Raw genomic sequence first — 23,171 nt, 5'->3', positions numbered from 1 at the left:
GGATTAGAACTCCATCAGCTCCTTCTCTTTTTCGGCCAGCGCCGCATCGACGTTCTTGATGCGCGCATCGGTCATTTTCTGGATCTCTTCCTGAGTACGACGCTCATCGTCTTCGCTGATCTCTTTATCTTTCAGCAAGGCTTTGATTTTGTCGTTGGCGTCGCGGCGCACGTTGCGCACGGAAACGCGGCCCTGCTCGGCTTCGCCGCGTACGATCTTGATCAGATCTTTACGACGCTCTTCGGTCAGCGCAGGCAGCGGAACGCGAATGTCGCTACCGGCTGAGTTCGGGTTCAGGCCGAGGTCAGAAGCCATAATGGCTTTTTCCACTGCCGGACCCATAGAGCGATCGAACACGTTGATTTTCAGCGTGCGTGAGTCTTCTACGGTGACGGAAGCGAGCTGACGCAGCGGCGTCGGCGTACCGTAGTATTCGACCACGATACCGTCGAGCAGTGAAGGTGAAGCGCGACCGGTGCGCACTTTGCTGATGGTGTTTTTAAACGCTTCGACGCATTTGTCCATGCGCGTTTCAGCATCTTTTTTGATGTCGTTAATCACGTTGAAACCCTTGGATTCGGTTTGACCTGGCCATTCCGGCGGCGCCGGAAGCGGTATCGCTGTTGAGCGATAATCCTGAATGGTGCGCGGTGACGTTCACCGCGCCGACAGAATATACCTTATTTTATCTTGCGTCGGGTATTAATGCGTAATCAGGGTGCCTTCTTTTTCGCCCATGACTACGCGACGCAGCGCGCCAGGTTTGTTCATATTAAATACGCGGATCGGCAGCTGGTGGTCACGCGCCAGCGTAAAGGCCGCCAGATCCATTACTTTCAGCTCGCGTTCCAGCACTTCGGCGTAGGAGAGCTGATCGTAGAGCGTCGCATCCGGATTTTTCACCGGATCGGCGGAGTAAACGCCGTCGACTTTGGTCGCCTTCAGCACCACGTCCGCTTCGATCTCGATGCCGCGCAGGCAGGCCGCCGAGTCGGTAGTGAAGAACGGGTTGCCGGTGCCGGCGGAGAAAATCACCACGCGGTTGTTGCGCAGCAGGCTGATCGCTTCGGCCCAGCTGTAGTTGTCGCACACGCCGTTGAGGGGAATAGCGGACATCAGGCGCGCGTTGACATAGGCACGATGCAGCGCATCGCGCATCGCCAGGCCGTTCATTACGGTCGCCAGCATGCCCATATGGTCGCCTACGACGCGGTTCATTCCCGCCTGCGCCAGTCCTGCGCCGCGGAACAGGTTGCCGCCGCCAATCACCACGCCTACCTGAATGCCCAGCTCGACCAGTTCTTTCACCTCTTGCGCCATGCGGTCAAGCACGCTCGCGTCGATACCAAAACCTTCGGCACCTTGCAGTGCTTCGCCACTCAGTTTCAGCAGGATACGTTGATATACAGGTTTTGCGTTGGTCGCCATGGTCGGTTCTTCCTGGAAGAGTTGAAAAGGAGAAGTTAAATCTGATCGATCATCCGCTTAGCGCGCGTAAATTACTATTGGGATGAGACTGAAAAGCGTCTGCTTAGCGTAGCAGACAAAAAAGAACCGCCTTCTGGCGGTTCCTTTCACAGCATTAAGACTGTTTGGACATTGCCGCTACTTCAGCAGCGAAGTCGCTTTCGACTTTCTCAATGCCTTCGCCCACTTCGAAGCGGATGAAGTTGATGACGTCAGCGCCCTGCTCTTTCAGCGCCTGGCCAACGGTTTTGCTCGGATCGATAACGAAAGCCTGACCGGTCAGAGAGACTTCGCCGGTGAATTTCTTCATGCGGCCTTCAACCATCTTCTCTGCGATCTCTTTCGGCTTGCCAGACTGCATCGCGATGTCCAGCTGAACCTGGTACTCTTTCTCAACCACGTCGGCAGAGACGTCTTCCGGCTTAACGAATTCCGGCTTGCTGGCTGCAACGTGCATAGCGATCTGCTTGATCAGCTCTTCGTCAGCGCCTTTAGCGGAGATCAGTACGCCGATACGCGCGCCGTGCAGGTATGAACCCAGCTGCTCGCCTTCCAGCACTGCGATACGACGGATGTTGATGTTTTCGCCGATTTTCGCTACCAGCGCAACGCGCTCTTCTTCGAATTTCGCTTTCAGCGCTTCAACGTCGGTGATGCGTTCTGCGGTCGCCGCGTCCAGCACTTTGTCAGCGAAGGCCTGGAAACCAGCGTCTTTCGCAACGAAGTCAGTCTGGCAGTTAACTTCCAGGATCACGCCGTAGTTGCCGTCGATTTTGGTTTTGATCACGCCGTCAGCAGCCACGTTGCCTGCTTTTTTCGCCGCTTTGATCGCGCCGGACTTACGCATGTTCTCAATCGCCAGCTCGATGTCGCCATTCGCTTCGGTCAGCGCTTTTTTGCAGTCCATCATGCCCGCGCCAGTACGCTCGCGCAGTTCTTTTACCAGTGCAGCGGTAATTTCAGCCATTCCAGAATCCTCGGTTCGTACCCCTGTGCTTACGCACTAAGGCACCTGTTGCGGAAAATTTACTCTGTCCCGCCCGCCTGATAAGGAGGCGTGACAGACGGAGATAAAATAAAGGGGCCAAGACTGGCCCCTTAACAGATTACATCTGATGACTAAGGGCTCTTTGTCAGAGCGAACCTTATTAAGCGTTTTCTAAAGACGCTTCTTCAGCCTGCTCAGCCAGGTCCTGTGAACGGCCTTCGCGCACGGTAGTGGCAACGGCAGTCAGGTACAGGCTAACAGCACGGATCGCATCGTCGTTACCCGGGATAACGAAGTCAACGCCGTCTGGATCAGAGTTGGTATCAACGATCGCGAATACCGGGATGCCCAGGTTGTTCGCTTCTTTGATCGCGATGTGCTCGTGATCGGCGTCGATAACGAACAGCGCGTCCGGCAGACCGCCCATGTCTTTGATACCGCCCAGGCTGTTTTCCAGCTTGGCCAGTTCGCGACCGCGCATCAGCGCTTCTTTCTTGGTCAGTTTGTCGAAGGTGCCGTCCTGAGACTGAGTCTCAAGATCTTTCAGACGTTTGATAGACTGACGAACGGTTTTCCAGTTGGTCAGCATACCACCCAGCCAGCGGTGGTTTACAAAGAACTGGTCGCAGCTCAGTGCAGACTCTTTAATCGCTTCGCTGGCAGCGCGCTTGGTACCGACGAACAGGATCTTGCCTTTACGGGCAGAGATTTTGTTCAGCTCAGCCAGAGCGTGGTTGAACATCGGTACAGTCTGCTCAAGGTTGATGATGTGAACTTTGTTACGCGCACCGAAGATGAACGGCTTCATTTTCGGGTTCCAGTAACGGGTCTGGTGACCGAAGTGAACACCAGCCTTGAGCATGTCGCGCATGGAAACAGTTGCCATGATTACCTCTAGATTAAGTTTGGGGTTGGGCCTCCATGTATCCCATACGACCGACCTCTTTCGAAGCACCCCGGCGTATGTGTCGATACATGTGTGTTTTAGTACACAAAGTGAGTTTTTCGCGTTTCTCGTCGACCATAACGGCCTGACAGAGAATCGTCGGCGCGCTTTATATCACAACCACGCTGCTGAAGCCAGAATTTGTTCAGCGCGCGGCCGCGCGACGCGAACTGTTTGGCGGCCTTGTTTTCGGCTGCTAACATGACAGCACATCGTTCATTATTGCTGAAATTTTCGGCAACTGCGGATTAATTTAATGGCAATTTCAATTAAAACCCCTGAAGAAATCGAAAAAATGCGCGTCGCCGGCCGACTGGCCGCCGAGGTGCTGGAGATGATCGCCCCGCACGTCAAACCCGGCGTCTCTACCGGCGAACTGGACCGTATCTGCCACGATTACATCACCAACGAGCAGCACGCCGTCTCCGCCTGCCTTGGCTATCACGGCTTCCCGAAATCGGTCTGCATCTCGGTTAACGAAGTGGTGTGTCACGGCATTCCCAGCGACGATCGCCTGCTGAAAGATGGCGACATCATCAACATCGACGTGACCGTGATTAAAGACGAGTACCACGGCGACACCTCGAAGATGTTTATCGTCGGCAAGCCGACCATCCAGGGCGAGCGTCTGTGCCACATCACCCAGCAGAGCCTCTACCTGGCGCTGCGTCTGGTGAAGCCGGGCATTCGTCTGCGCGAGCTGGGCCGCGCCATTCAGAAATATGTCGAATCGCACGACTTCTCCGTCGTGCGCGAGTACTGCGGCCACGGCATCGGCAAAGGCTTTCACGAAGAGCCGCAGGTGCTGCACTACGATGCAGACGACGGCGGCGTGGTGCTGCAGGCGGGCATGACCTTTACCGTGGAGCCGATGGTCAACGCCGGCGACTACCGCATCCGCACCATGAAAGACGGCTGGACGGTAAAAACCAAAGATCGCAGCTTGTCCGCGCAGTACGAGCATACTATTGTGGTGACCGATAACGGCTGCGAAATCCTGACCCTGCGTAGCGACGACACCATCGACGCGATGCTGGTCAACGAAGGGTAATCGTCCCCCACAGATAAAAAGCCGGCCCTGCGCCGGTTTTTTTATGGCTCAAGAAGAGAGAAGCGGTATGAGCGCTATCCTGACGGATGAGGTCATTGACGGCCTGCAAGACTCCCCGGCGCACTGGGATGACGCGGTGCTGACCCGCGACACCCTGAAGCAGAAGCTGGAAACCTTTAACGCCTTTCTCTCCACGGCGTTCGACGCCGGCGAATCGGCAGAAACGCTGATTGACGCGCGCACCCTGTTTATCGACCGTCTGCTGCGCCGCCTGTGGCGCTTTTACGGCTTCGACGCCCTGCCCGCTATCGCGCTGGTGGCGGTCGGCGGCTACGGCCGCGGCGAGCTGCATCCCCTTTCCGACGTCGATATCCTGATCCTCAGCCGCGATCCGCTCGACGACGCGAGCGCGCAGCAAACCAGCGAACTGTTGACGCTGCTGTGGGATCTCAAGCTAGAGGTAGGCCACAGCGTGCGCACGCTGGAAGAGTGTCTGCTGGAAGGGTTGGCCGACCTGACCGTCGCCACCAACCTTATCGAGTCGCGCATGCTGACCGGCGATGTCGCCCTGTTTCTGGAGATGCAGAAGAACATCTTCAGCGAAGGCTTCTGGCCGTCGGCGACCTTTTACGCCGCCAAGATCGAAGAGCAGCAGGCGCGCCATCAGCGCTATCACGGCACCAGCTATAACCTTGAACCTGACATCAAAAGCAGCCCAGGCGGCCTGCGCGATATCCATACGCTGCAGTGGGTGGCGCGCCGTCACTTCGGCGCCACCACGCTGGATGAAATGGTGGGATTCGGCTTCCTCACCGAAGCGGAGCGCAACGAGCTTAACGAATGTCAGGCCTTTCTCTGGCGCATCCGCTTCGCGCTGCATCTGACGCTGACGCGCTACGACAACCGGCTGCTGTTCGACCGTCAGCTCAACGTCGCACAGCGCCTTAACTATCAGGGCGAAGGCAACGAGCCGGTGGAACGCATGATGAAGGATTTCTTCCGCGTCACGCGCCGCATCGGCGAGCTGAACCAGATGCTGCTGCAGCTGTTCGACGAAGCGATCCTGGCGCTCTCCACCACCGAAAAGCCGCGTCCGCTGGACGACACCTTTCAGCTGCGCGGCAACCTGATCGACCTGCGCGACGAAACGCTGTTCGAGCGCGAACCGCAGGCGATCCTGCGCATGTTCTACGTGATGGTGCGCAACGAAAACATTCGCGGCATCTACTCCACCACGCTGCGCCAGCTGCGCTACGCGCGTCGTCATCTCAAACAGCCGCTGTGTCAGATTCCGGAGGCGCGCCAGCTTTTTATGTCGATTCTGCGTCATCCGGGCGCGGTCAAGCGCGCGCTGCTGCCGATGCACCGCCACAGCGTGCTCTGGGCCTACACGCCGCTGTGGGGACATATCGTCGGACAGATGCAGTTCGACCTGTTCCACGCTTACACCGTCGATGAGCACACCATCCGCGTGCTGCAAAAGCTGGAGAGCTTCGCCAGCGAGACGACGCGCCCGATGCATCCGCTCTGCGTCGAGCTCTGGCCGCGTCTGCCGCAGCAGGAGCTGCTGCTGATGGCGGCGCTGCTGCACGACATCGCCAAAGGCCGCAACGGCGATCACTCGATTCTCGGCGCGCAGGACGCGCTGGAGTTCGCCGAGCTGCACGGCCTCAATTCGCGCGAGACCCAGCTGGTCGCCTGGCTGGTGCGCCATCATCTGCTGATGTCGGTGACGGCGCAGCGCCGCGATATTCAGGATCCCACCGTGATCCAGCAGTTCGCTGAAGTGATGCAGAATGAGAACCGGCTGCGCTATCTGGTCTGCCTGACCGTGGCCGATATCTGCGCCACCAACGAAACGCTGTGGAACAGCTGGAAGCAGAGTCTGCTGCGCGAGCTCTTCTTCGCCACCGAGAAGCAGCTGCGGCGCGGCATGGAGAACAGCCCGGATCTGCGCGAGCGCGTGCGTCATCACCGGCTGCAGGCGCTGGCGCTGCTGCGCATGGACAATATCGACGAAGAGCGGCTGCACAATATCTGGAACCGCTGCCGCGCCGACTATTTCCTGCGCCACACGCCGAACCAGCTCGCGTGGCATGCGCGTCATTTAATGGAGCACGATCTGCGCCAGCCGCTGGTGCTGGTCAGCCCGCAGGCGACGCGCGGCGGCACCGAGATTTTTATCTGGAGTCCCGACCGCCCTTATCTCTTTGCGACCGTGGCGGGCGAGCTGGACCGTCGCAATCTCAGCGTGCACGACGCGCAGATTTTCACCAGCCGCGACGGCATGGCGATGGATACCTTTATCGTGCTGGAGCCGGACGGCAGTCCGCTGGCGCCCGATCGCCACCTGATGATCCGCCAGGCGCTGGAGCAGGCGATCGCTCAGACCAGCTGGAATCCGCCGCGCACGCGCCGTCCATCGGCGAAGCTGCGCCACTTCAGCGTCGATACCGAAGTCAACTTTTTGCCGACCCATACCGATCGTCGCAGCTATCTGGAGCTGGTGGCGCTCGATCAGCCCGGCCTGCTGGCGCGCGTGGGTGAAGTCTTCGCCGATATGGGCGTCTCGCTGCACGGCGCACGCATCAGCACTATCGGCGAGCGCGTCGAGGATTTGTTTATTCTCGCCAACAGCGAGCGGCGCGCGCTTGACGCGGAAATGCGCAAAGCGTTGCAACAACGGTTGACAGAAGCCCTTAATCCAAACGATAAAGTGTGACCGCAATCGATTTACTTATTTACTCTTTGTGCCGGGACGTGGTCCGGCATGCACCAGACAGATCAGGAAAAAAATTATGCAACAGTTACAGAGCGTTATTGAAACGGCCTTCGAGCGTCGCGCCGAGATTACTCCGACAAGCGTCGATCCGGTGACCCGTGAAGCTATCAACCAGGTGATCGCTCAGCTGGACAGCGGCGCGCTGCGCGTAGCAGAAAAGATCGACGGTCAGTGGGTAACGCATCAGTGGCTGAAGATGGCGGTTCTGCTGTCGTTCCGCATTAACGAAAACCAGGTGATGGAAGGCGCAGAAACCCGCTTTTACGACAAGGTGCCGATGAAGTTCGCCGGCTGGGACGATGCGCGCTTTAAAGCGGCTGGTTTCCGCGTCGTGCCGCCGGCGGCGGTTCGCCAGGGCGCCTATATCGCACGCAATACCGTGCTGATGCCGTCCTACGTCAACATCGGTGCTTATGTCGACGAAGGCAGCATGGTCGATACCTGGGCGACCGTAGGCTCCTGCGCGCAGATTGGTAAAAACGTTCATCTCTCCGGCGGCGTCGGCATCGGCGGCGTGCTGGAGCCGCTGCAGGCGAACCCGACCATCATCGAAGATAACTGCTTTATCGGCGCGCGCTCCGAGATCGTCGAAGGCGTGATCGTGGAAGAAGGCGCGGTGATTTCGATGGGCGTTTACATCGGCCAGAGCACCAAAATCTACGATCGCGAAACCGGTGAAGTGCACTACGGCCGCGTACCGGCGGGTTCCGTGGTGGTGTCCGGCAACCTGCCCTCTAAAGATGGCAGCTACAGCCTCTACTGCGCGGTTATCGTGAAGAAAGTCGACGCGAAAACGCGCGGTAAAGTAGGCATCAACGAACTGCTGCGCACCATCGACTAAGCCTCTGTGACGGGCCCATCCGGCCCGTCATTTTTTCTTTACACTTCTCTCTCTTACAACCTGATTCGCGAAACGAATTAACAGGTGCGTTTACTTTTTACCCAGGTCATAATCCGCGCCAGTTATCTCCCGTCGCGCAGTGTTCAATCCGTTTTTTGTCTACAGTTATTTTTGTGCCATGAACACAGATGCGCGCTTCTCTCTTTTTGGTGGAAAAATCGCTATGTATGACAACCTTAAAAGCTTAGGCATTAATAACCCGGACGATATCGATCGCTATAGCCTGCGTCAGGAAGCCAACAACGACATTCTTAAAATTTACTTTCGCAAAGACAAAGGCGAGTTCTTCGCCAAGAGCGTGAAGTTTAAATATCCGCGCCAGCGCAAAACCGTGGTCGCAGACAATATCAATCAAGGTTACAAAGAGGTTCAGGAGATCAGCCCGAACCTGCGCTATGTGATCGACGAACTGGATCAGATCTGCCAGCGCGATCAGGTGGAAGTGGATCTGAAGCGTAAGATCCTGGCGGATCTGCGCCATCTGGAGAGCGTGGTGACCAACAAAATTGCTGAGATTGAAGGCGATCTGGACAAGCTGACGCGCAATAACCGGTAACGCGCCTGCTGTTGCTTGCTACAGAAGGCCAGCCAACGCTGGCCTTTTTGTCGTCTCAGCTCTGCTCGTCCAACTGCAGCGCCACATAGAGCAGCAGACGATCGTCAAACTGGCTAAGATTCAGCCCGGTTAGCTCAGAAATGCGGTTCAGCCGATACTCCAGCGTATTGCGGTGGATAAAAAGCGCGCGTGCCGTAGCGCTGGGCTGCACGTTATGAGTAAACCAGGCGACCAGCGTGCGCCGCAGCAGACCGTTATTATCCATGCTTTTCAGCCGTGCCAGCGGACGCGCCAGCTCGTTCGCCTGCCAGCCGCCGCGCAGGCTGTCGAGCAGCACCGGCAAGACTAAATCCTGATAGAAATAGCTGCGCAGCTCCGGCATACGCTGCTTGCCCACCATCATGGTGGTGCGCGCGGTGCGATACGAGCGCGCTATGCTGCCCGGCCCGGTAAAATAGTTGCCGAGCGCGATACGCATCCGCACCTGGCCGCTCTCTTTCATACGCTGCAGCAGCTGTTCAACGCGCTTGCGATGATCGTCCTGATCGTAGCGCCCATGCGTATTCAACGCCGGCTTCAGCACCACCATCTCCGTCAGGGAAACAATGGCGATCAAGTTATCGCGCTCCGGGGTAGTCAGCAGCGTTTGCAACTGCTGAAGCTCCGACATAGCGCTGTCGACGCCGAGCTGGCCGCTGTCGACCTCTACCACCGCCACCACGCGCGGCTGATTGAGATCGATACCGAGACGCTGCGCCCATTCGGTTAGCTGCGGCGTCAGGCTTTCGCTGCGGATAAGGTTCAGCACCAGCTCCTCGCGCAAACGGCTGTCCTGCGCCAGCATATGCAGCAGTCGGGTCTGCTCCAGCATCATCTCCGCCGTCATGCAGACCAGCTCGCCGTAGTGGCGCAGCGCGACCGGATCGCCGGTCAGCCCGATCACCCCTACGATCTCGCCGTCGATGCGCAGCGGCAGATTGATGCCTGGCCGCACGCCGTGCAGATGTTTCGCCACCGCCTCGTCGATGTCCACTACGCGCCCCTGGGAGAGCACCAGCAGCGCACCTTCGTGCAATTCGCCAATACGCTCGCGATCGCCGCTGCCGATGATACGGCCGCGCGCATCCATCACGTTGACATTGCTGTCAATAATCTTCATGGTGCGCGCCACGATATCCTGCGCAAGGCGCGCATCGAGATGATAGGTTGCCATCTGTAAATCCTGACAGAGAGTGGATGCTACAGCATACGCATGGCGGCGAGGCCAGGCATTGTGCAAATGCACAGAGCCAGACGGGGATTTACAGGTTTTGCGGCTCTGGTCACACTCTGAACCGCGCCCATAAAAAAGGCGGACCGAAGTCCGCCTGATAAGCTAAATAGCGTTACTGCATCAGCAGATAGATGCTGCTGTCGCCGCGCTTAACGTTCAGCGCCAGCACCGACGGTTTGGTGTCGAGGATTTTACGCAGTTCGCCCAGGTTGGCGACGCGCTGCTGGTTGACGCCAAGAATGATGTCGCCTTTTTTCAGGCCGATACGCGCTGCGGCGCTGTTAGGCTTCACGTTGTCTACGCGCACCCCTTTATCGCTGCCGCTGTCGTTGCTCAGATCGGCGCCCTCGATGCCGGTGTAGATGGTGGCAGACTGCACTTTATCCTGCGTGCTCTGCTGCAGCTCGACGGTCACGCTCACCGGTTTGCCGTCGCGCAGCAGGCCGAGCTGCAGTTTGGTGCCGATCGGCAGCGAACCGACTTCGGCGCGCAGGGCGGCAAAGCTGCTCAGCGGCTTGCCGTTCATCGACACCACCACGTCGCCCGCCTTCACGCCCGCTTTCGCCGCGGCGGAGTTCGGCAGCACCTGGCTGACGAAGGCGCCACGCTGCGCGTCGACCTTCATCGCTTTCGCCAGCTCGGAGTTCAGTTCAGCGCCCAGAATACCCAGCTCGCCGCGTTTCACCTGACCGAACTCCACCATCTGTCCGGTGAGGTTTTTCACCATATTACTCGGGATAGCAAAGCCGATGCCGATATTGCCGCCGTCCGGCGCGAGGATCGCGGTGTTGATGCCGATCAGCTCGCCGTTAAGGTTCACCAGCGCGCCGCCGGAGTTGCCGCGGTTAATCGCCGCATCGGTCTGAATAAAGTTTTCATAGTTTTCGACGTTAAGCCCACTGCGTCCCAGCGCAGAAACGATGCCTGAAGTGACGGTTTCGCCCAGGCCGTACGGGTTGCCGATGGCGACGGTGTAGTCGCCGACGCGCAGGTTGTCGGAGTCGGCGATTTTAATCGCCGTCAGGTTTTTCGCGTCGATCAGCTGCACCAGCGCGATATCGGAACGCGGATCTTTGCCAATCACTTTACCGTCATAGCGACGGCCGTCGCTGAGCTGCACCTGAATTTTGGTCGCGTTGTCGACAACGTGGTTGTTGGTCACCACATAGCCTTTTTCGGCGTTGATCACGACGCCGGAGCCAAGCGCGCGGAATTTTTCCTGTTGAGTGTTGGGGCCAGCACCGCCCGCGCCGCCCTGACACATCGGCGAGCTCTGGAAAGGCGAGCCCTCCTGGCAGAACGGCGAATTATCGCCAAAGAACTGCTGAAATTGCGGCGGCAGACGCGGCGTTTTTACCGTGGTGCTGCCTTCGACGCTGATGCTGACCACTGACGGCATCACTTTTTCCAGCATCGGCGCCAGGCTCGGCAGCTGCTGACTGGTAGAAGAAGCCGATTCAGCGGCGAAAACGGCGGCAGGGCTTAACGCCAGGCCAAGACTGAGCGCCAGCGCGCTCAACGTTAGGGTGTTTTTTTTCATTCGTATTAGTCTCATCCAGTAATAAACGCCAGACCCTTGCTGTGGTCAGTTATGAGATTAATCTTTTAACGCGAAGTTCCAGCAAAAGTTTGCGGCAAAGGTAAAAATTTATGCACGCGCTTTACAAAAGTCCAGTTATTCTACCGCCATCAGACGGCGATACTCATCCCACGCATAAAGATCGGTCATGCCGCTAATATAATCCTGAATCAGGCGAAAGCGATAATATCTTTCCCATAACAGTCGCTGATATTTATGCTCGACCACCAGCGTGCGCATTTTTTGCTGATAGGCTTTACGGTGTTTTCCGGAAAGTTTATGGAATAGCCGCGTTTCAATTGGGTGCTGTCGCAGAAAGTCCTCGTTAATCAGCGTAGTAAAGGCTTCGTACGTTAGCGTCATCAAAGGCTGATATATTTCTAACAATCCCTTAATGACACGATAACCTTGTAATTCCAGCTGTTCAACTTCGGCATGGTTAAATACGTGGCGGCGCGCCACCGTTTTAAACATCTGTAATAACCTGCCCTCTTCGCCATCGTCTTCTAATAGCGCATGATTAAAATCGCCGTTGAAAATAGCAGGTAGATTATCGACGAAACGCTTTACCGCATGGCTGACCAGGACGTTCTGTACGTTAACGCGCAATGACATAAAGAACTGATCGCTTCTGCTGCGACGCTTTTTGTTACAGGCTTCGCGCCAGGCATCGCCGACCGTTCGGCTGAAGGCGTCATTATTTTTAATCGGCCCCCAGTTCTTACATAAATAGTCATAAAGCGCATCAATGTTAAATATATCTTTTTCGACGGCGTCGTCCAGATCGGCGATGCAGTAAGAGATATCATCCGCCGCTTCCATAATATAGGTCAGCGGAAAACGATGATGCTCGTCCATATGGGTCGCTGCGCGCAGATCGGCGATATAGTCGCGTTCGGAGAGGTAAAAGCCCGGCTTTTTCATTAGTGCGCTGAACTGCTCGGGCTTCTCGCCCTGCCACCAGGCGGGCGCGGTATATTTCAGGATGCAGGCGACCTGCGAATAGCTGAGATTTAGCTGTAGAAGGGTATGCACCATGCGGATCGCCTGCGCATTGCCTTCGAAGTGGCACAGATCCTGGCGGATCATGGCGTTGAGCTGGCTGAAATCGGCATGCTGCTGCTCGCCTTCGACGCCGGCCACCAGCGGGTCCACCAGCTCCAGCGGAAGGTGCTCTTCAAACCAGTCGTTAATGGCCGCCTCGCCGAAATGGCCGAACGGCGGATTGCCGACGTCGTGCAGCAGGCAGGCCATCTCCACCAGACTTTCGAACGCGCCCTCCATTTCGTCCAGCCCGTACTGCGCCAGACCGCCCTGATTTTTCAGGGTTTGCAGGATCTCTTTGGCGATGTAACGTCCCGTCTGCTGTACTTCCAGCGAATGGGTGAGGCGCGAGCGTACCGCGGCGTTGCGCTCCAGCGGAAAAACCTGCGTTTTTTGCTGCAGTCGGCGAATCGCCGCCGAGTTGATAATACGGCCGCGATCGCTCTCAAAGTGGCGGGTAATATAGTATTCCCCTTCCGGCTCTTTGCGCGTGTTATAAGGGCGAGTAAAACTGATCTTCTTCCTGAAATTAACCGTCGCCATCGTTTCCCCTTATACCTTCGTGAATCAATCCCCTGCCAGCCATGCTAGACTATGCCTCACTTTTTACGACCACTTCCACCACATTAGCGAGACTCTTTTATGAAAGCAGGCATTATTGGCGCGATGGAGCAGGAAGTGACCCTGCTGCGTGACAAAATCGAGAACCGCCAGACCCTGACGCTGGCCGGCTGCGAAATTTACACCGGCACGCTGAACGGCGTTGAGGTCGCTTTGCTGAAATCGGGTATCGGTAAAACCTCGGCGGCGCTGGGTACTACTCTGCTGCTTGAACTGTGCAAGCCGGACCTGGTGATCAACACCGGATCGGCCGGCGGCCTGGCGCCGACGCTCTCGGTCGGCGATATTGTGGTCTCGGACGAGGTGCGCTATCACGACGCCGACGTTACCGCCTTCGGCTACGAGCCAGGCCAGATGGCGGGTTGTCCGGCGGCCTTTACCGCCGATGCGCAGCTGATTGCCGCCGCGGAAGCCTGCATCAGCGAGCTGAACCTGAACGCGGTGCGCGGCCTGGTGGTCAGCGGCGACGCCTTTATCAACGGCGCCGAACCGCTGGCGCGCATTCGCGCTACCTTCCCGCAGGCGATCGCCGTGGAGATGGAAGCCACCGCCATCGGCCATGTCTGTCATCAGTTCAAGGTGCCTTTCGTGGTGGTGCGCGCCATTTCCGACGTGGCCGACAAAGCGTCGCATCTGAGCTTTGAAGAGTTTCTCAGCGTCGCGGCGCAGCAGTCGTCGCTGATGGTGGAGAAGCTGCTGGCGCGCCTGGCGCGTGGCTAAATCGCTCTGGCCGATCGGGCTGCTGCTGTTTTGCGGCAGCCTGTTCGCCGCCGCTCCGCGCGTTATCTCGCTCGCCCCCCATCTCACCGAAATGGCGTTCGCCGCCGGCATCACGCCGGTCGCGGTCAGCGCCTGGTCCGACTATCCGCCCGCCGCGAAAGCGCTGGAACAGGTCGCCAACTGGCAAGGCGTCAAGGTCGAGCGCATTCTGGCGCTGAAGCCGGATGTGGTGCTTGCCTGGCGCGGCGGCAATCCGCAGCGCCAGATCGATCAGCTGCAGCGGCTCGGCGTTAAGGTCGAGTGGCTCGATCCCGGCTCGCTGGACGAGATGGCGGACGCCGTCGCGGCGCTGCAGCGCTGGAGCCCGCATCCGCAGCAGGCGCTGGAGAGCGCGCAACAGCTGAAGCAGCAGGAAAATTCCCTGCGCGCGCGCTATGTCGCCCTGCCCGCCGTGCCGCTTTTTCTGCAGTTCGGTCAGCAACCCTTGTTTACCGCCGCGCGCGATACTCTGCAAAACGACATCATCACGCTGTGCGCCGGAAAGAATATTTTCGCCGACAGTCGCGTCAGCTGGCCGCAGGTCAGCCGCGAGCAGGTTTTGATGCGTCATCCGCAGGCGATTGTGGTGGCTGGCGATGCCGCACAGGCGCAGAGCGTGGCGCGCTTCTGGCAGCCTCAACTCACCGTGCCGGTCATCGCCATCGAGGATGACTGGATCAGTCGCCCCGGCCCGCGTATGCTGCTGGCGGCAAAACAGCTCTGCGCCGCCCTGCACCCAGAACAATAAATCAGCAGAAAGCGATTAAAGATCCCGCTACTTTTGCCGTTAATCAATAAACGAGACGCCGACGCCACGTAAGCTCAGCGTCCTTTTATGCGCACCGCGCATTTTGCACACCAGGAATCAAACATGACCAGAGCCTTGCTGCTGGCCTTCGCGCTCGCACTCGCCGCGCCCTTTGCGGCAGCGTCGACCACGGGAACGATAGGCGTTCAGCTGATTATCTATTCGCGCTGTGAAGTTAACAGCCAGCCGCAACGGGCAATGCCGCAGATCGATTGCGGTCGCCGCATCAACGCGCAGCCGCGCGTAACGGAAAGCGTGCTAAAGAAGGATAGTATGCGTAAGGAAACGGCGAAGCTGGTAACCGTTGAATGGTAAGAAAAAGGCCGTCGCAAGACGGCCTTTTTGCATCAGATACTGAAAGAGGAGCCGCAGCCGCAGGTGGTTTTGGCGTTTGGATTGGTAACGATAAATCGCGATCCTTCCAGACCCTCGGTGTAGTCAACCGAGCCGCCGACCAGGTACTGCAGGCTCATCGGATCCACCACCAGCGCCACGCCCTGTTTCTCAATGGTCATGTCGCCGTCGTTCATTTTGTCGTCAAAGGTGAAACCATACTGAAAGCCGCTGCAACCGCCGCCGGTAATATAGACGCGCAGTTTCAGATCGGGATTCTCTTCGTCGGCAATCAGGTTCTTTACCTTGCTGGCCGCCGCATCGGTAAACTGTAACGGCAGTGCTGCAACATCATCACTCATCTTATACTCCGGTAAAGGTCCAGGCCATAAAACGACCTCAATTGCCGTATTATCCGCCAGCGCGATAGCGCAATCAAGTTTTGCCCTTCGCACTCTGTGCCGCCGGCCTTCAGCTAAGGTAAGTATAGCGCGCCCTTTCCGGCCTTTCGTCCTGCCGTACTCTTCCCGTAGAATGGCGCGAGATTTTTTATGAACCGCTGGAGCCGAATAAATGAGTAAGTCCGAAAACCTGTTTGCCGAAGCGCAACGCCTGATCCCCGGCGGCGTTAACTCGCCGGTGCGCGCGTTTAACGGCGTAGGCGGCACGCCGCTGTTCATCGAGCGCGCCGACGGCGCCTGGCTGTATGATGCCGACGGCAAAGCCTATATCGACTATGTCGGTTCATGGGGACCGATGGTGCTGGGCCACAACAACGTCGCGATCCGCAACGCGGTGATCGAAGCCGCCACGCGCGGCCTGAGCTTCGGTGCGCCCACCGAGATGGAAGTAAAGATGGCGCAGCTGGTGTGCGAGCTGGTACCGAGCATGGATATGGTGCGCATGGTGAATTCCGGCACCGAAGCGACCATGAGCGCTATTCGCCTGGCGCGCGGCTTTACCGGCCGCGACAAGATCGTAAAGTTCGAAGGCTGCTATCACGGCCATGCCGACTGTCTGCTGGTGAAAGCGGGCTCCGGCGCGCTGACGCTGGGCCAGCCGAACTCCCCTGGCGTGCCGGCCGATTTCGCCCGCCATACCCTGACCTGCACCTATAACGATCTCGACTCGGTGCGCGCCGCGTTCGAGCAGTATCCGGAAGAGATCGCCTGTATTATCGTCGAGCCGGTCGCGGGCAATATGAACTGTATTCCGCCACAGCCGGACTTCCTGCCGGGCCTGCGCGCGCTGTGCGACGAATTCGGCGCGCTGCTGATTATCGATGAAGTGATGACCGGTTTCCGCGTGGCGCTGGGCGGTGCCCAGGAATATTACAACGTGAAGCCGGATCTGACCTGCCTCGGCAAAATCATCGGCGGCGGTATGCCGGTGGGCGCCTTCGGCGGACGCCGCGAAGTGATGGATGCGCTGGCGCCGACCGGGCCGGTTTATCAGGCGGGCACCCTTTCCGGCAACCCGATTGCGATGGCGGCTGGTTTCGCCTGCCTGACGCAGATCGCCCAGCCAGGCACCCATCAAACGCTGACCGAGCGCACCACGCAGCTGGCGCAGGGTCTGCTGGCGGCGGCAGAGGCGGAAAATATTCCGCTGGTGGTGAATCACGTCGGCGGCATGTTCGGCATTTTCTTCACCGACGCCGACAGCGTGACCTGCTACGCCGACGTGACGAAGTGCGACGTTGAGCGCTTTAAGCACTTCTTCCACCTGATGCTGGAAGAAGGCGTTTACCTTGCGCCTTCCGCCTTCGAAGCGGGCTTTATGTCGCTGGCGCACAGCGCCGAGGACATTGACCGCACCGTCGACGCCGCGCGTCGCTGTTTTGCAAAATTGTAAACGCGTTATTCGCTCAGACGGCTAGCCTGTCAAAAAGCGGATGACAGGGGCTGAAGAGCAAAGCGTCCCGCGACAAGGATGTCGCGGGCCGAGCGAGCAGGGATGCCTTGAGCGACTTTGCGATCAGACCCTGTCATCCGCGTGAGCACGCAGTCAACAACGTCAGACCGGCATATTGCCCGTCTTTTTTTACCGCGAGCGTCTCAATAGCCAGATAAAATAAGGCGCGCCGATAAAGGTCGCCATTAGTCCCGCCGGCAGCTGATCCGGAAACGCCAGCATGCGTCCGCACCAGTCAGCCAGCAGCATCAGCCCTGCGCCGAACAGCCCCGCCATCGCCATCTGCGGCAGCGCGCGGCGGAAGCCGAGCATGCGCGCGATATGCGGCGCCATCAAACCGACAAAACTCAGCGGCCCGATGGTCAGCGTCGCCGCGGCGGTCAGCGCGGCCGCCAGCAGCATCAGCGCCAGACGCGAGGCGTTGAGCGCCATGCCCGCCGAACGCGCCGTAGCGGAGCCCAGCGGCAGCAGCGTCAGCCAGCGGCTGGCGAGCGGCGCCAGCGCGGTCAACACCAGCGCCAGCATGGCGCTCTGCATCGCCGCCTTTGCGCTGATATTGTAGGTGGAGCCGGAAATCCAGCTCAGCAAGCCGCCCATACGCGGATCGCCGCTCGCCAGCAGCAGCATCAGCAGCGTGACGAACGCGCTGTTCAGCGCCATGCCCGCCAGCAGCATACGCTCCGGCGAAAAACCGCCGCGGCTCGCCACCAGCATAATAATCATCAGCGTTCCCGCCGCGCCCAGCGCGCCCGCCGGCAGCAGAAACGCCAGCGCGTCGCCCGGCACGAAAAACAGCATCACCACCACGCCGAACGCTGCGCCGGAGCTGATGCCCAGCACTTCCGGGCTGGCCATCGGATTGCCGGTCAGTCGCTGAATCAAGCAGCCCGCGACGCCGAGCATTAGCCCGACCGCCAGCGCCGCCAGCAGACGCGGGGCGCGCCACGGCAGCAGCTGATGGAACAGTTCGCCGCCTGACCATACCCAGCCGTGCGCGTCGCGGCCGAAGGCGAGCGCGATCCACGCCAGTAACCCGAGCAGCGCCAGACCGACCAGCGACCAGCGCCGCACCGCATGCCGCTCCGCCGGCACCTTATCCCCCATATCGAGCGGGGGCGGCGCCGAGCCGGTGCGCAGGCGCGGCAGCAGCCAGAGCAGCAGCGGCACGCCCGTCAGCGCGGTCAGGGTGCCGGTAGAAACTTCGCGCCAGTGGGCGGTGAGCCACAGCACGCAGGCATCCGCCAGCCACAGCAGCAGCGCGCCGATCAGCGGCGCCAGCAGCATGCGGCTCAGCAGCCGACGCGCGCCCAGCAGCTTCGCCAGCAGCGGCGCGAAGAGACCGATGAAGCCGATAATGCCCGCCACGCTCACCAGCTGCGCGCTGAGCAGGATCGCCAGCGCCAGCGTGCCGACACGCGCCAGCGCCAGCGCCAGGCCGAGATTTTTCGCCACGCCGTCATCCAGCCCCATCAGCGTGAGCGGACGCAGCAGCGCCAGCGCCAGCGCGAAGGCGAGCAGCAGACGCGGCCACAACAGGCTGACGTTCTCCCAGCCCATCTGGTTGAGCGTGCCGGTGCTCCACAGAAACATTGTCTGCAGCTGGTCGTGATTGAAAATGGCGAAGATCTGGTTTACCGCCCCGCTGTAGAGGCTCAGCACCAGCCCCGAGAGGATCAGCGTGACCGGCGACAGCCGTTTGCCCCAGGCGACGCCGAACACTACCGCCCCAACCGCCAGCGCGCCGATCAGCGCCGCCAGCTGCGTAGTGGCCGCGCCGCCCGGCAGCTGCCACAGCGTGGCGACGGTAATGCCGAGCTGTGCGCCGGAAGAGACGCCCAGCGTGGTCGGCTCCGCCAGCGGATTGCGCAGCGCCTGCTGGAACAGCAGGCCCGCCAGCCCCAGTCCGGCGCCGACCAGCAGCGCCAGCCCGAGCCGCGGCAGCAGGCTGTAGTGAAACAGCATCTGATCGATGTTATTGAGATCCGGCGACAGTAGCGCCTGCGCCCACTGCGCCGACGGCAGCGCCGCGCGCAGGTTGATAACGCTCAACAGCAGCGCCAGCAGGAAGAGCAGGCTCAGCAGCGCGGCGGGGAAATAACGATGGCGCATCAGCGCGTCTCCAGCGCGCGTTCCAGCACGCGAACAAAGTGCAGCGCCGACAGGGTCGCGCCGTAGTACCACACCGCCGGAACACGCTGAAAGCGTCCGGCACGAACAAACGGCAGCGCCTGCCACAGCGGGCTGCGGCTGAGCTGCGCCATATCGGCGTCGTTAGCGTGATCGAAGCAAATCGCCTCGACGTCGCGCAGATGCGCCAGCCGCTCAATGCCGATCACCGCGCTGCCCCAGAAGTTGGTTTCGCCCTGCCACGCGTTGGTCAGCCCCAGCTGCTCCATCACCTCCAGAAACAGGCTGTTTTTGCCGAATGCCAGCGCATGCCGGCTGTCCATCAGCGACATCAGCAGCACCGGACGCGCGGCATAGGGTGCCAGACGCTGGCGCGCGGCGGCCAGTTCACGATCCAGCAGCTGCAGATGCGCCTCTGCTTCGGCTTCGCGGCCGATACGCGTCGCCAGTGCGCGCAGCGAATCGCGCGCAGCGGAGAGCGGTTTGCCGTCGCCGCGGTTGAGGTCGAAGCCCATGATCGGCGCGATGCGCTTGAGTTTTTCCGGCGGCGGACCGTAGCCGTTCGAGCAGAGGATCAGCGAGGGCTGTAGCTGGGTCATCAGCTCCAGATTGGGTTCGGTGCGCAGCCCGACGTCCACAGTCTGTGGCGGCAGCGGCGGCTCGCCGACCCAGATGTTGTAGTTGCGCGTATCGGCGACCGCCAGAGGCGCGACGCCGAGCGCCAGCAGCAGCTCGGTCGGCAGCCACTCCAGCGCAATAATACGCTGCTGCTCAGGCAGGGCGGCCCGCAGCGGCAGTGCATTCAGCCACGGCGTCAGCGCCAGCGCCGCCAGCAGGCGACGACGAGTGATCTCCATGCTCAGGCCCTCAGTAGACAAAGCTGACCGGCGCGCCGCCCTGCGGATGCGCCAGGATGCCCATAGGAATGCCGTAAATCGCACCCAGCACCTCGGCCTGCATAATGACGTCCGGCGCGCCTTCGGCAATCATCTTGCCATCGCGCAGCGCCACCAGATGGTCGCAGTAGCGCGCCGCCATATTGATATCGTGCAGCACGGCGATCACCGTCAGGCCGCGCTCGCGGCTGAGCCGCTGGATCAGCGCCAGCACCTCCACCTGATGCGCGATATCCAGCGCCGAGGTCGGTTCGTCCAGTAGCAGACAGCGGCTGTTTTGCGCCACCAGCATCGCCAGCCAGGCGCGCTGACGCTCGCCGCCGGAGAGGCTGTCCACCAGGCGCGCCGCCAGCGGCTTCAGCCCCACCTGCGCAATCGCCTCTTCGACCCGCGCGCGATCTTCGTGGCTGAAGCGGCCCAGCGCGCCGTGCCACGGATAGCGGCCTATCGCCACCAGCTCGCGCACCGTCATACCTTCGGCGGCGGGCAGCTGCTGCGGCAGATAGGCGACTTCGCGCGCGAAGGCTTTGCCGTTCCACGCCTCGACCGGCGTCGCGTTAAGCAGCACGCGCCCCTCGCTGGGGCTCTGATGCCGTCCCAGCATTTTCAGCAAGGTGGATTTGCCGGAGCCGTTATGGCCGATAAGCGCGGTCACTTTGCCCGGCGCAAAGGTTAACGAGAGCGGATGCAGCAGCGTGCGGCCGGGCACGTGAAAGCTGACATTATCCAGCGTAAAAGTGGCTGCGTCGTGCGGAGGCTGCATGATCATCCCAGGTTAAACGGGCGCCGCGGCGCCCGGTTGTATCAGAAACGGAAAGTGGCGGTGCCGACGATTTGACGCTCTGCGCCCCAGTAGCAGGCGGAGTCGCGGTAACAGCTGGCGACATAGTCGCGGTCGAACAGATTTTTCACGTTGACGCCCACCGACGAGCCAGGCAGACCGAAGCGGTCAAGGTCATATTTCAGCATCGCATCCACCGTGGTGTATCCGGCGACGTCGAAGTTCTGGTTGTTTTGCGTGCCGGTGCTGTAAAGCCCTTTGCTTTCGCCGACGTAACGCACGCCTGCGCCGACGGTAACGCCGGAAAGCGCGGTCTCATGGAAGGTATAATCGGCCCAGAGCGACGCCATATGCTTAGGCACCTGCACCGGCGTACGGCCGCGTAATTTATTGTCTTCGGTATATTCCGCGTCGGTATAGGTGTAGGCGGCCGTCAGGTCGATATTGGCGTTTAGCGCCGCTTTGGCTTCCAGCTCAACGCCGCGCGAACGGATTTCGCCGCTCTGCACGCTGAAGGATGAATTTACCGGATCCGCCGTCAGGTTTTTGGTCTTGGTCAGCTGATAAAGCGCGGCGGTTAACGTAATCGGGCGATCCTTCGGCACATACTTCACGCCCGCCTCATACTGTTTCGCGCGCGACGGATCGAAGGCCTGCCCTTCATAGGTAGAACCGGAGTTGGGAATAAAGGCTTCGCTGTAGCTGAAGTAAGGCGCGATGCCGTTATCGAATACGTAGTTCAAACCGCTGCGCCAGGTAAAGGCCTGATCGTTCTGGCGATCGGTTGTTCCTTTATAACGATCGTATACCGACGTCATGGCGTAATCGTAGCGGCCGCCCAGCGTCAGCACCCAGCGATTCCACTCCATCTGATCCTGCGCATACAGGCCGGTCTGACGCTGTTTATTAAGATGCTGATAGGGATCGAACGGGATACTGCTCTCATCGCCATACTGCGGATTAACGGCGTTCAGGCTGCTGGCGGTGCCAAACTGCGCATCAATATCGTTGCGCGTGCGCTGGAAATCCACGCCCAGCAGCAGGGTATGATCCAGCGCGCCGGTGGCGAATTTCGCCTGCGCCTGGGTATCGACGGCGAACTGATTCAGCCTCTCCTGCGACACTGCGGAAGCACGCGTAATCGACTGTGTAGCGGCGTCGAACCCGTTGCCGTAAATGCTGCGGTAGTCGGTGCGCAGATCGGCGTAGCGCAGGTTCTGGCGCACCGTCCAGGTGTCGTTGAAGCTGTGCTCAGCGTTGTAGCCCACCATTTTGGTGTTGCGCGAAATTTTATTGCTCTGCTCGCCTTCGTCGAAATTGGTCGGCAGTTTGTACTCGCTGCCGTCCGCGCGCGTAATCGGCACCACCGTGCCCTGACGCGGCAGCCAGCCGTAATAGCCGGTCTCCGGCTCATTCTGGAAATAGGTCAGCAGGTCGAAACGGGTATTCGCGTCCGGGCGCCAGCTAAACGCGGGCGCAATGGTATAGCGCTTCTCTTTGTTGCTCTCCTGCTGCGCATCGGCGCTGCGCGCGAGGCCGGTCAGACGGTAGCTGTAGACGCCGTCGTCATCCAGCGCGCCGCCGAAATCGAATCCGGTCGAGAAGAGGTTGTCGCTGCCCATCTGAAACTGCACTTCGCGCAGCGTTTCCTGAGTCGGGCGCTTGCTCACCAGCGCCACCACGCCGCCGGGATTGCTCTTGCCGTAGAGCACAGAAACCGGGCCGCGCAGCAGCTCGGCGCGCTCAAGGAAGTAAGGATCGATGGCGAATTCGGAATAGTTGTCGCCCTGCAGCTTCAGGCCGTCAAGATACTGGTTGGTGTTGGTCTCGCTGAAGCCACGAATCGACAGCGCGTCGATCACCTGCGAGCTGCCGCGGTTGCCGGTCAGTACGCCCGGCGTGTAGTTGAATGCCTCTTTTACCGTGGTTATCTGCCGCTTTTCCATCTCTTCGCGCGTGACCACCGAAACCGACTGCGGGTTTTTCTCGATCGGGGTGTCAGTTTTGGTGCCGGTGGCGCTCTGTTTCGCGGCGATGGTCGGCGCCGGGCCCCACGCGCTCTCCTGCGCCGCGCCGGAGGCGGCGTCCGCCGAAACCACTAGCGTCTCCTCAGCCAGCGCGGAGGCGCTCGCTGAACCCAAAATCACGGCAATGCTCAAAGCCAGCGGGCGGCGGAAAAAAACGCCGCGCAGATAACAAGGAAAAGTCGTTCGCGCATTCATAGTAGTGTCTCTTGAATAAAGTAGTCGGCAGGCGAATGGAAACGAGAATGATTATTATGCCGAATGGATTCTAGGCGAAACGCTTTGCTTTCTGCAAGGGATAATCCCGCGCGCAGCGCCGCC

20 protein-coding genes are annotated in these 23,171 nt (G+C 59.8%); 8 read left to right on the top strand and 12 right to left on the bottom strand.

All coding sequences use genetic code 11. The annotated features are described in order from the left end of the window. Positions 1-3: 3 nt before the first annotated feature. The 4 genes from frr to rpsB form a co-directional block, all read right to left on the bottom strand. Positions 4-561: a ribosome recycling factor gene (frr, locus tag JS46_RS08405; RefSeq protein ID WP_033749583.1), complete on the bottom strand. Its 558-nt coding sequence runs from the start codon at positions 559-561 to the stop codon at positions 4-6. Between the two features lie 141 nt (positions 562-702). Further along, entirely contained in the window at positions 703-1,428 is a 726-nt protein-coding gene (pyrH, locus tag JS46_RS08400) for a UMP kinase (protein WP_033749581.1), read from the bottom strand. Positions 1,429-1,582: 154 nt separating this feature from the next. Continuing rightward, positions 1,583-2,434 (bottom strand): translation elongation factor Ts, encoded by an 852-nt coding sequence (gene tsf / locus JS46_RS08395; protein WP_033749580.1) that lies wholly within the window; start codon positions 2,432-2,434, stop codon positions 1,583-1,585. Positions 2,435-2,615: 181 nt separating this feature from the next. Further along, complete coding sequence (gene rpsB / locus JS46_RS08390) at positions 2,616-3,341, bottom strand: 30S ribosomal protein S2 (protein WP_033749579.1); 726 nt, start codon at positions 3,339-3,341, stop codon at positions 2,616-2,618. A gap of 316 nt (positions 3,342-3,657) precedes the next feature. Between rpsB and map the strand changes: the two genes are divergently transcribed. The 4 genes from map (at position 3,658) to JS46_RS08370 (ending at position 8,691) form a co-directional block, all read left to right on the top strand. Further along, on the top strand, positions 3,658-4,452 hold the full coding sequence (gene map, locus JS46_RS08385; RefSeq protein ID WP_033749578.1) for a type I methionyl aminopeptidase: 795 nt from the start codon (positions 3,658-3,660) through the stop codon (positions 4,450-4,452). Between the two features lie 67 nt (positions 4,453-4,519). Then, positions 4,520-7,174 carry a bifunctional uridylyltransferase/uridylyl-removing protein GlnD gene (glnD, locus tag JS46_RS08380; RefSeq protein ID WP_033749577.1) on the top strand — a complete coding sequence of 885 codons (2,655 nt, stop codon included), beginning with the start codon at positions 4,520-4,522 and terminating at the stop codon, positions 7,172-7,174. A 76-nt stretch (positions 7,175-7,250) separates the two neighbouring features. Further along, the gene (dapD, locus tag JS46_RS08375; protein ID WP_033749576.1) at positions 7,251-8,075 is read left to right on the top strand and encodes a 2,3,4,5-tetrahydropyridine-2,6-dicarboxylate N-succinyltransferase; all 825 of its coding nucleotides are present in this window, start codon (positions 7,251-7,253) and stop codon (positions 8,073-8,075) included. Positions 8,076-8,298: 223 nt separating this feature from the next. Continuing rightward, entirely contained in the window at positions 8,299-8,691 is a 393-nt protein-coding gene (locus JS46_RS08370) for a DUF3461 family protein (protein ID WP_033749575.1), read from the top strand. Positions 8,692-8,746: 55 nt separating this feature from the next. Here JS46_RS08370 and JS46_RS08365 read toward each other — a convergent pair whose 3' ends face one another. The 3 genes from JS46_RS08365 to dgt all read right to left on the bottom strand — a co-directional run bounded on the left by JS46_RS08365 (position 8,747) and on the right by dgt (position 13,130). Further along, positions 8,747-9,904: a CdaR family transcriptional regulator gene (locus tag JS46_RS08365; RefSeq protein WP_033749573.1), complete on the bottom strand. Its 1,158-nt coding sequence runs from the start codon at positions 9,902-9,904 to the stop codon at positions 8,747-8,749. A 172-nt stretch (positions 9,905-10,076) separates the two neighbouring features. Beyond that, a complete protein-coding gene (degP, locus tag JS46_RS08360; RefSeq protein WP_033749572.1) occupies positions 10,077-11,504 on the bottom strand; it encodes a serine endoprotease DegP in 1,428 nt (475 codons plus the stop codon). Between the two features lie 135 nt (positions 11,505-11,639). Beyond that, complete coding sequence (dgt, locus tag JS46_RS08355) at positions 11,640-13,130, bottom strand: dGTPase (protein WP_033749571.1); 1,491 nt, start codon at positions 13,128-13,130, stop codon at positions 11,640-11,642. A gap of 99 nt (positions 13,131-13,229) precedes the next feature. Between dgt and mtnN the strand changes: the two genes are divergently transcribed. From mtnN to JS46_RS08340, 3 genes are all read left to right on the top strand, one after another. Then, the gene (gene mtnN / locus JS46_RS08350) at positions 13,230-13,928 is read left to right on the top strand and encodes a 5'-methylthioadenosine/S-adenosylhomocysteine nucleosidase (protein WP_033749569.1); all 699 of its coding nucleotides are present in this window, start codon (positions 13,230-13,232) and stop codon (positions 13,926-13,928) included. Next, positions 13,921-14,715, top strand: a complete 795-nt coding sequence (gene btuF, locus JS46_RS08345; protein WP_033749567.1) for a vitamin B12 ABC transporter substrate-binding protein BtuF — start codon at positions 13,921-13,923, stop codon at positions 14,713-14,715. Before mtnN ends, btuF begins: the two co-directional genes overlap by 8 nt. A gap of 123 nt (positions 14,716-14,838) precedes the next feature. Continuing rightward, entirely contained in the window at positions 14,839-15,090 is a 252-nt protein-coding gene (locus JS46_RS08340) for a hypothetical protein (RefSeq protein ID WP_033749566.1), read from the top strand. A 32-nt stretch (positions 15,091-15,122) separates the two neighbouring features. Here the strand turns inward: JS46_RS08340 and erpA are convergent, their stop codons facing one another. Beyond that, positions 15,123-15,470 (bottom strand): iron-sulfur cluster insertion protein ErpA, encoded by a 348-nt coding sequence (gene erpA / locus JS46_RS08335; RefSeq protein ID WP_033749565.1) that lies wholly within the window; start codon positions 15,468-15,470, stop codon positions 15,123-15,125. A gap of 211 nt (positions 15,471-15,681) precedes the next feature. Here erpA and hemL point away from each other — a divergent pair, with 211 nt between their 5' ends. Further along, positions 15,682-16,962, top strand: a complete 1,281-nt coding sequence (gene hemL / locus JS46_RS08330) for a glutamate-1-semialdehyde 2,1-aminomutase (RefSeq protein ID WP_033749564.1) — start codon at positions 15,682-15,684, stop codon at positions 16,960-16,962. A gap of 189 nt (positions 16,963-17,151) precedes the next feature. Here the strand turns inward: hemL and fhuB are convergent, their stop codons facing one another. From fhuB to fhuA, 4 genes are read right to left on the bottom strand one after another with little or no spacing between them, the layout of a single operon-like run. Next, the gene (gene fhuB / locus JS46_RS08325) at positions 17,152-19,131 is read right to left on the bottom strand and encodes a Fe(3+)-hydroxamate ABC transporter permease FhuB (protein ID WP_033749563.1); all 1,980 of its coding nucleotides are present in this window, start codon (positions 19,129-19,131) and stop codon (positions 17,152-17,154) included. Next, positions 19,131-20,006 (bottom strand): Fe(3+)-hydroxamate ABC transporter substrate-binding protein FhuD, encoded by an 876-nt coding sequence (fhuD, locus tag JS46_RS08320; RefSeq protein ID WP_033749562.1) that lies wholly within the window; start codon positions 20,004-20,006, stop codon positions 19,131-19,133. Before fhuD ends, fhuB begins: the two co-directional genes overlap by 1 nt. A gap of 10 nt (positions 20,007-20,016) precedes the next feature. After that, positions 20,017-20,808, bottom strand: a complete 792-nt coding sequence (gene fhuC / locus JS46_RS08315) for a Fe3+-hydroxamate ABC transporter ATP-binding protein FhuC (RefSeq protein ID WP_033749661.1) — start codon at positions 20,806-20,808, stop codon at positions 20,017-20,019. A 41-nt stretch (positions 20,809-20,849) separates the two neighbouring features. Continuing rightward, positions 20,850-23,048 carry a ferrichrome porin FhuA gene (gene fhuA / locus JS46_RS08310; protein ID WP_033749560.1) on the bottom strand — a complete coding sequence of 733 codons (2,199 nt, stop codon included), beginning with the start codon at positions 23,046-23,048 and terminating at the stop codon, positions 20,850-20,852. Between the last annotated feature and the right edge of the window lie 123 nt (positions 23,049-23,171).

This window comes from Pantoea sp. NGS-ED-1003 (genome assembly GCF_000738765.1).
Lineage (GTDB): Bacteria > Pseudomonadota > Gammaproteobacteria > Enterobacterales > Enterobacteriaceae > Pantoea > Pantoea septica.
This window is presented reverse-complemented; position numbering and strand designations above follow the sequence as displayed.

Coding starts and splice junctions, on each gene's coding strand:
- JS46_RS08370 (WP_033749575.1), top strand. CDS start 8,299: ATGTATGACAACCTTAAAAGCTTAGGCATTAATAACCCGGACGATATC.
- rpsB (WP_033749579.1), bottom strand. CDS start 3,341: ATGGCAACTGTTTCCATGCGCGACATGCTCAAGGCTGGTGTTCACTTC.
- fhuB (WP_033749563.1), bottom strand. CDS start 19,131: ATGCGCCATCGTTATTTCCCCGCCGCGCTGCTGAGCCTGCTCTTCCTG.
- dgt (WP_033749571.1), bottom strand. CDS start 13,130: ATGGCGACGGTTAATTTCAGGAAGAAGATCAGTTTTACTCGCCCTTAT.
- degP (WP_033749572.1), bottom strand. CDS start 11,504: ATGAAAAAAAACACCCTAACGTTGAGCGCGCTGGCGCTCAGTCTTGGC.
- dapD (WP_033749576.1), top strand. CDS start 7,251: ATGCAACAGTTACAGAGCGTTATTGAAACGGCCTTCGAGCGTCGCGCC.
- mtnN (WP_033749569.1), top strand. CDS start 13,230: ATGAAAGCAGGCATTATTGGCGCGATGGAGCAGGAAGTGACCCTGCTG.
- JS46_RS08340 (WP_033749566.1), top strand. CDS start 14,839: ATGACCAGAGCCTTGCTGCTGGCCTTCGCGCTCGCACTCGCCGCGCCC.
- fhuA (WP_033749560.1), bottom strand. CDS start 23,048: ATGAATGCGCGAACGACTTTTCCTTGTTATCTGCGCGGCGTTTTTTTC.
- fhuD (WP_033749562.1), bottom strand. CDS start 20,006: ATGGAGATCACTCGTCGTCGCCTGCTGGCGGCGCTGGCGCTGACGCCG.
- pyrH (WP_033749581.1), bottom strand. CDS start 1,428: ATGGCGACCAACGCAAAACCTGTATATCAACGTATCCTGCTGAAACTG.
- JS46_RS08365 (WP_033749573.1), bottom strand. CDS start 9,904: ATGGCAACCTATCATCTCGATGCGCGCCTTGCGCAGGATATCGTGGCG.
- hemL (WP_033749564.1), top strand. CDS start 15,682: ATGAGTAAGTCCGAAAACCTGTTTGCCGAAGCGCAACGCCTGATCCCC.
- fhuC (WP_033749661.1), bottom strand. CDS start 20,808: ATGCAGCCTCCGCACGACGCAGCCACTTTTACGCTGGATAATGTCAGC.
- tsf (WP_033749580.1), bottom strand. CDS start 2,434: ATGGCTGAAATTACCGCTGCACTGGTAAAAGAACTGCGCGAGCGTACT.
- glnD (WP_033749577.1), top strand. CDS start 4,520: ATGAGCGCTATCCTGACGGATGAGGTCATTGACGGCCTGCAAGACTCC.
- erpA (WP_033749565.1), bottom strand. CDS start 15,470: ATGAGTGATGATGTTGCAGCACTGCCGTTACAGTTTACCGATGCGGCG.
- map (WP_033749578.1), top strand. CDS start 3,658: ATGGCAATTTCAATTAAAACCCCTGAAGAAATCGAAAAAATGCGCGTC.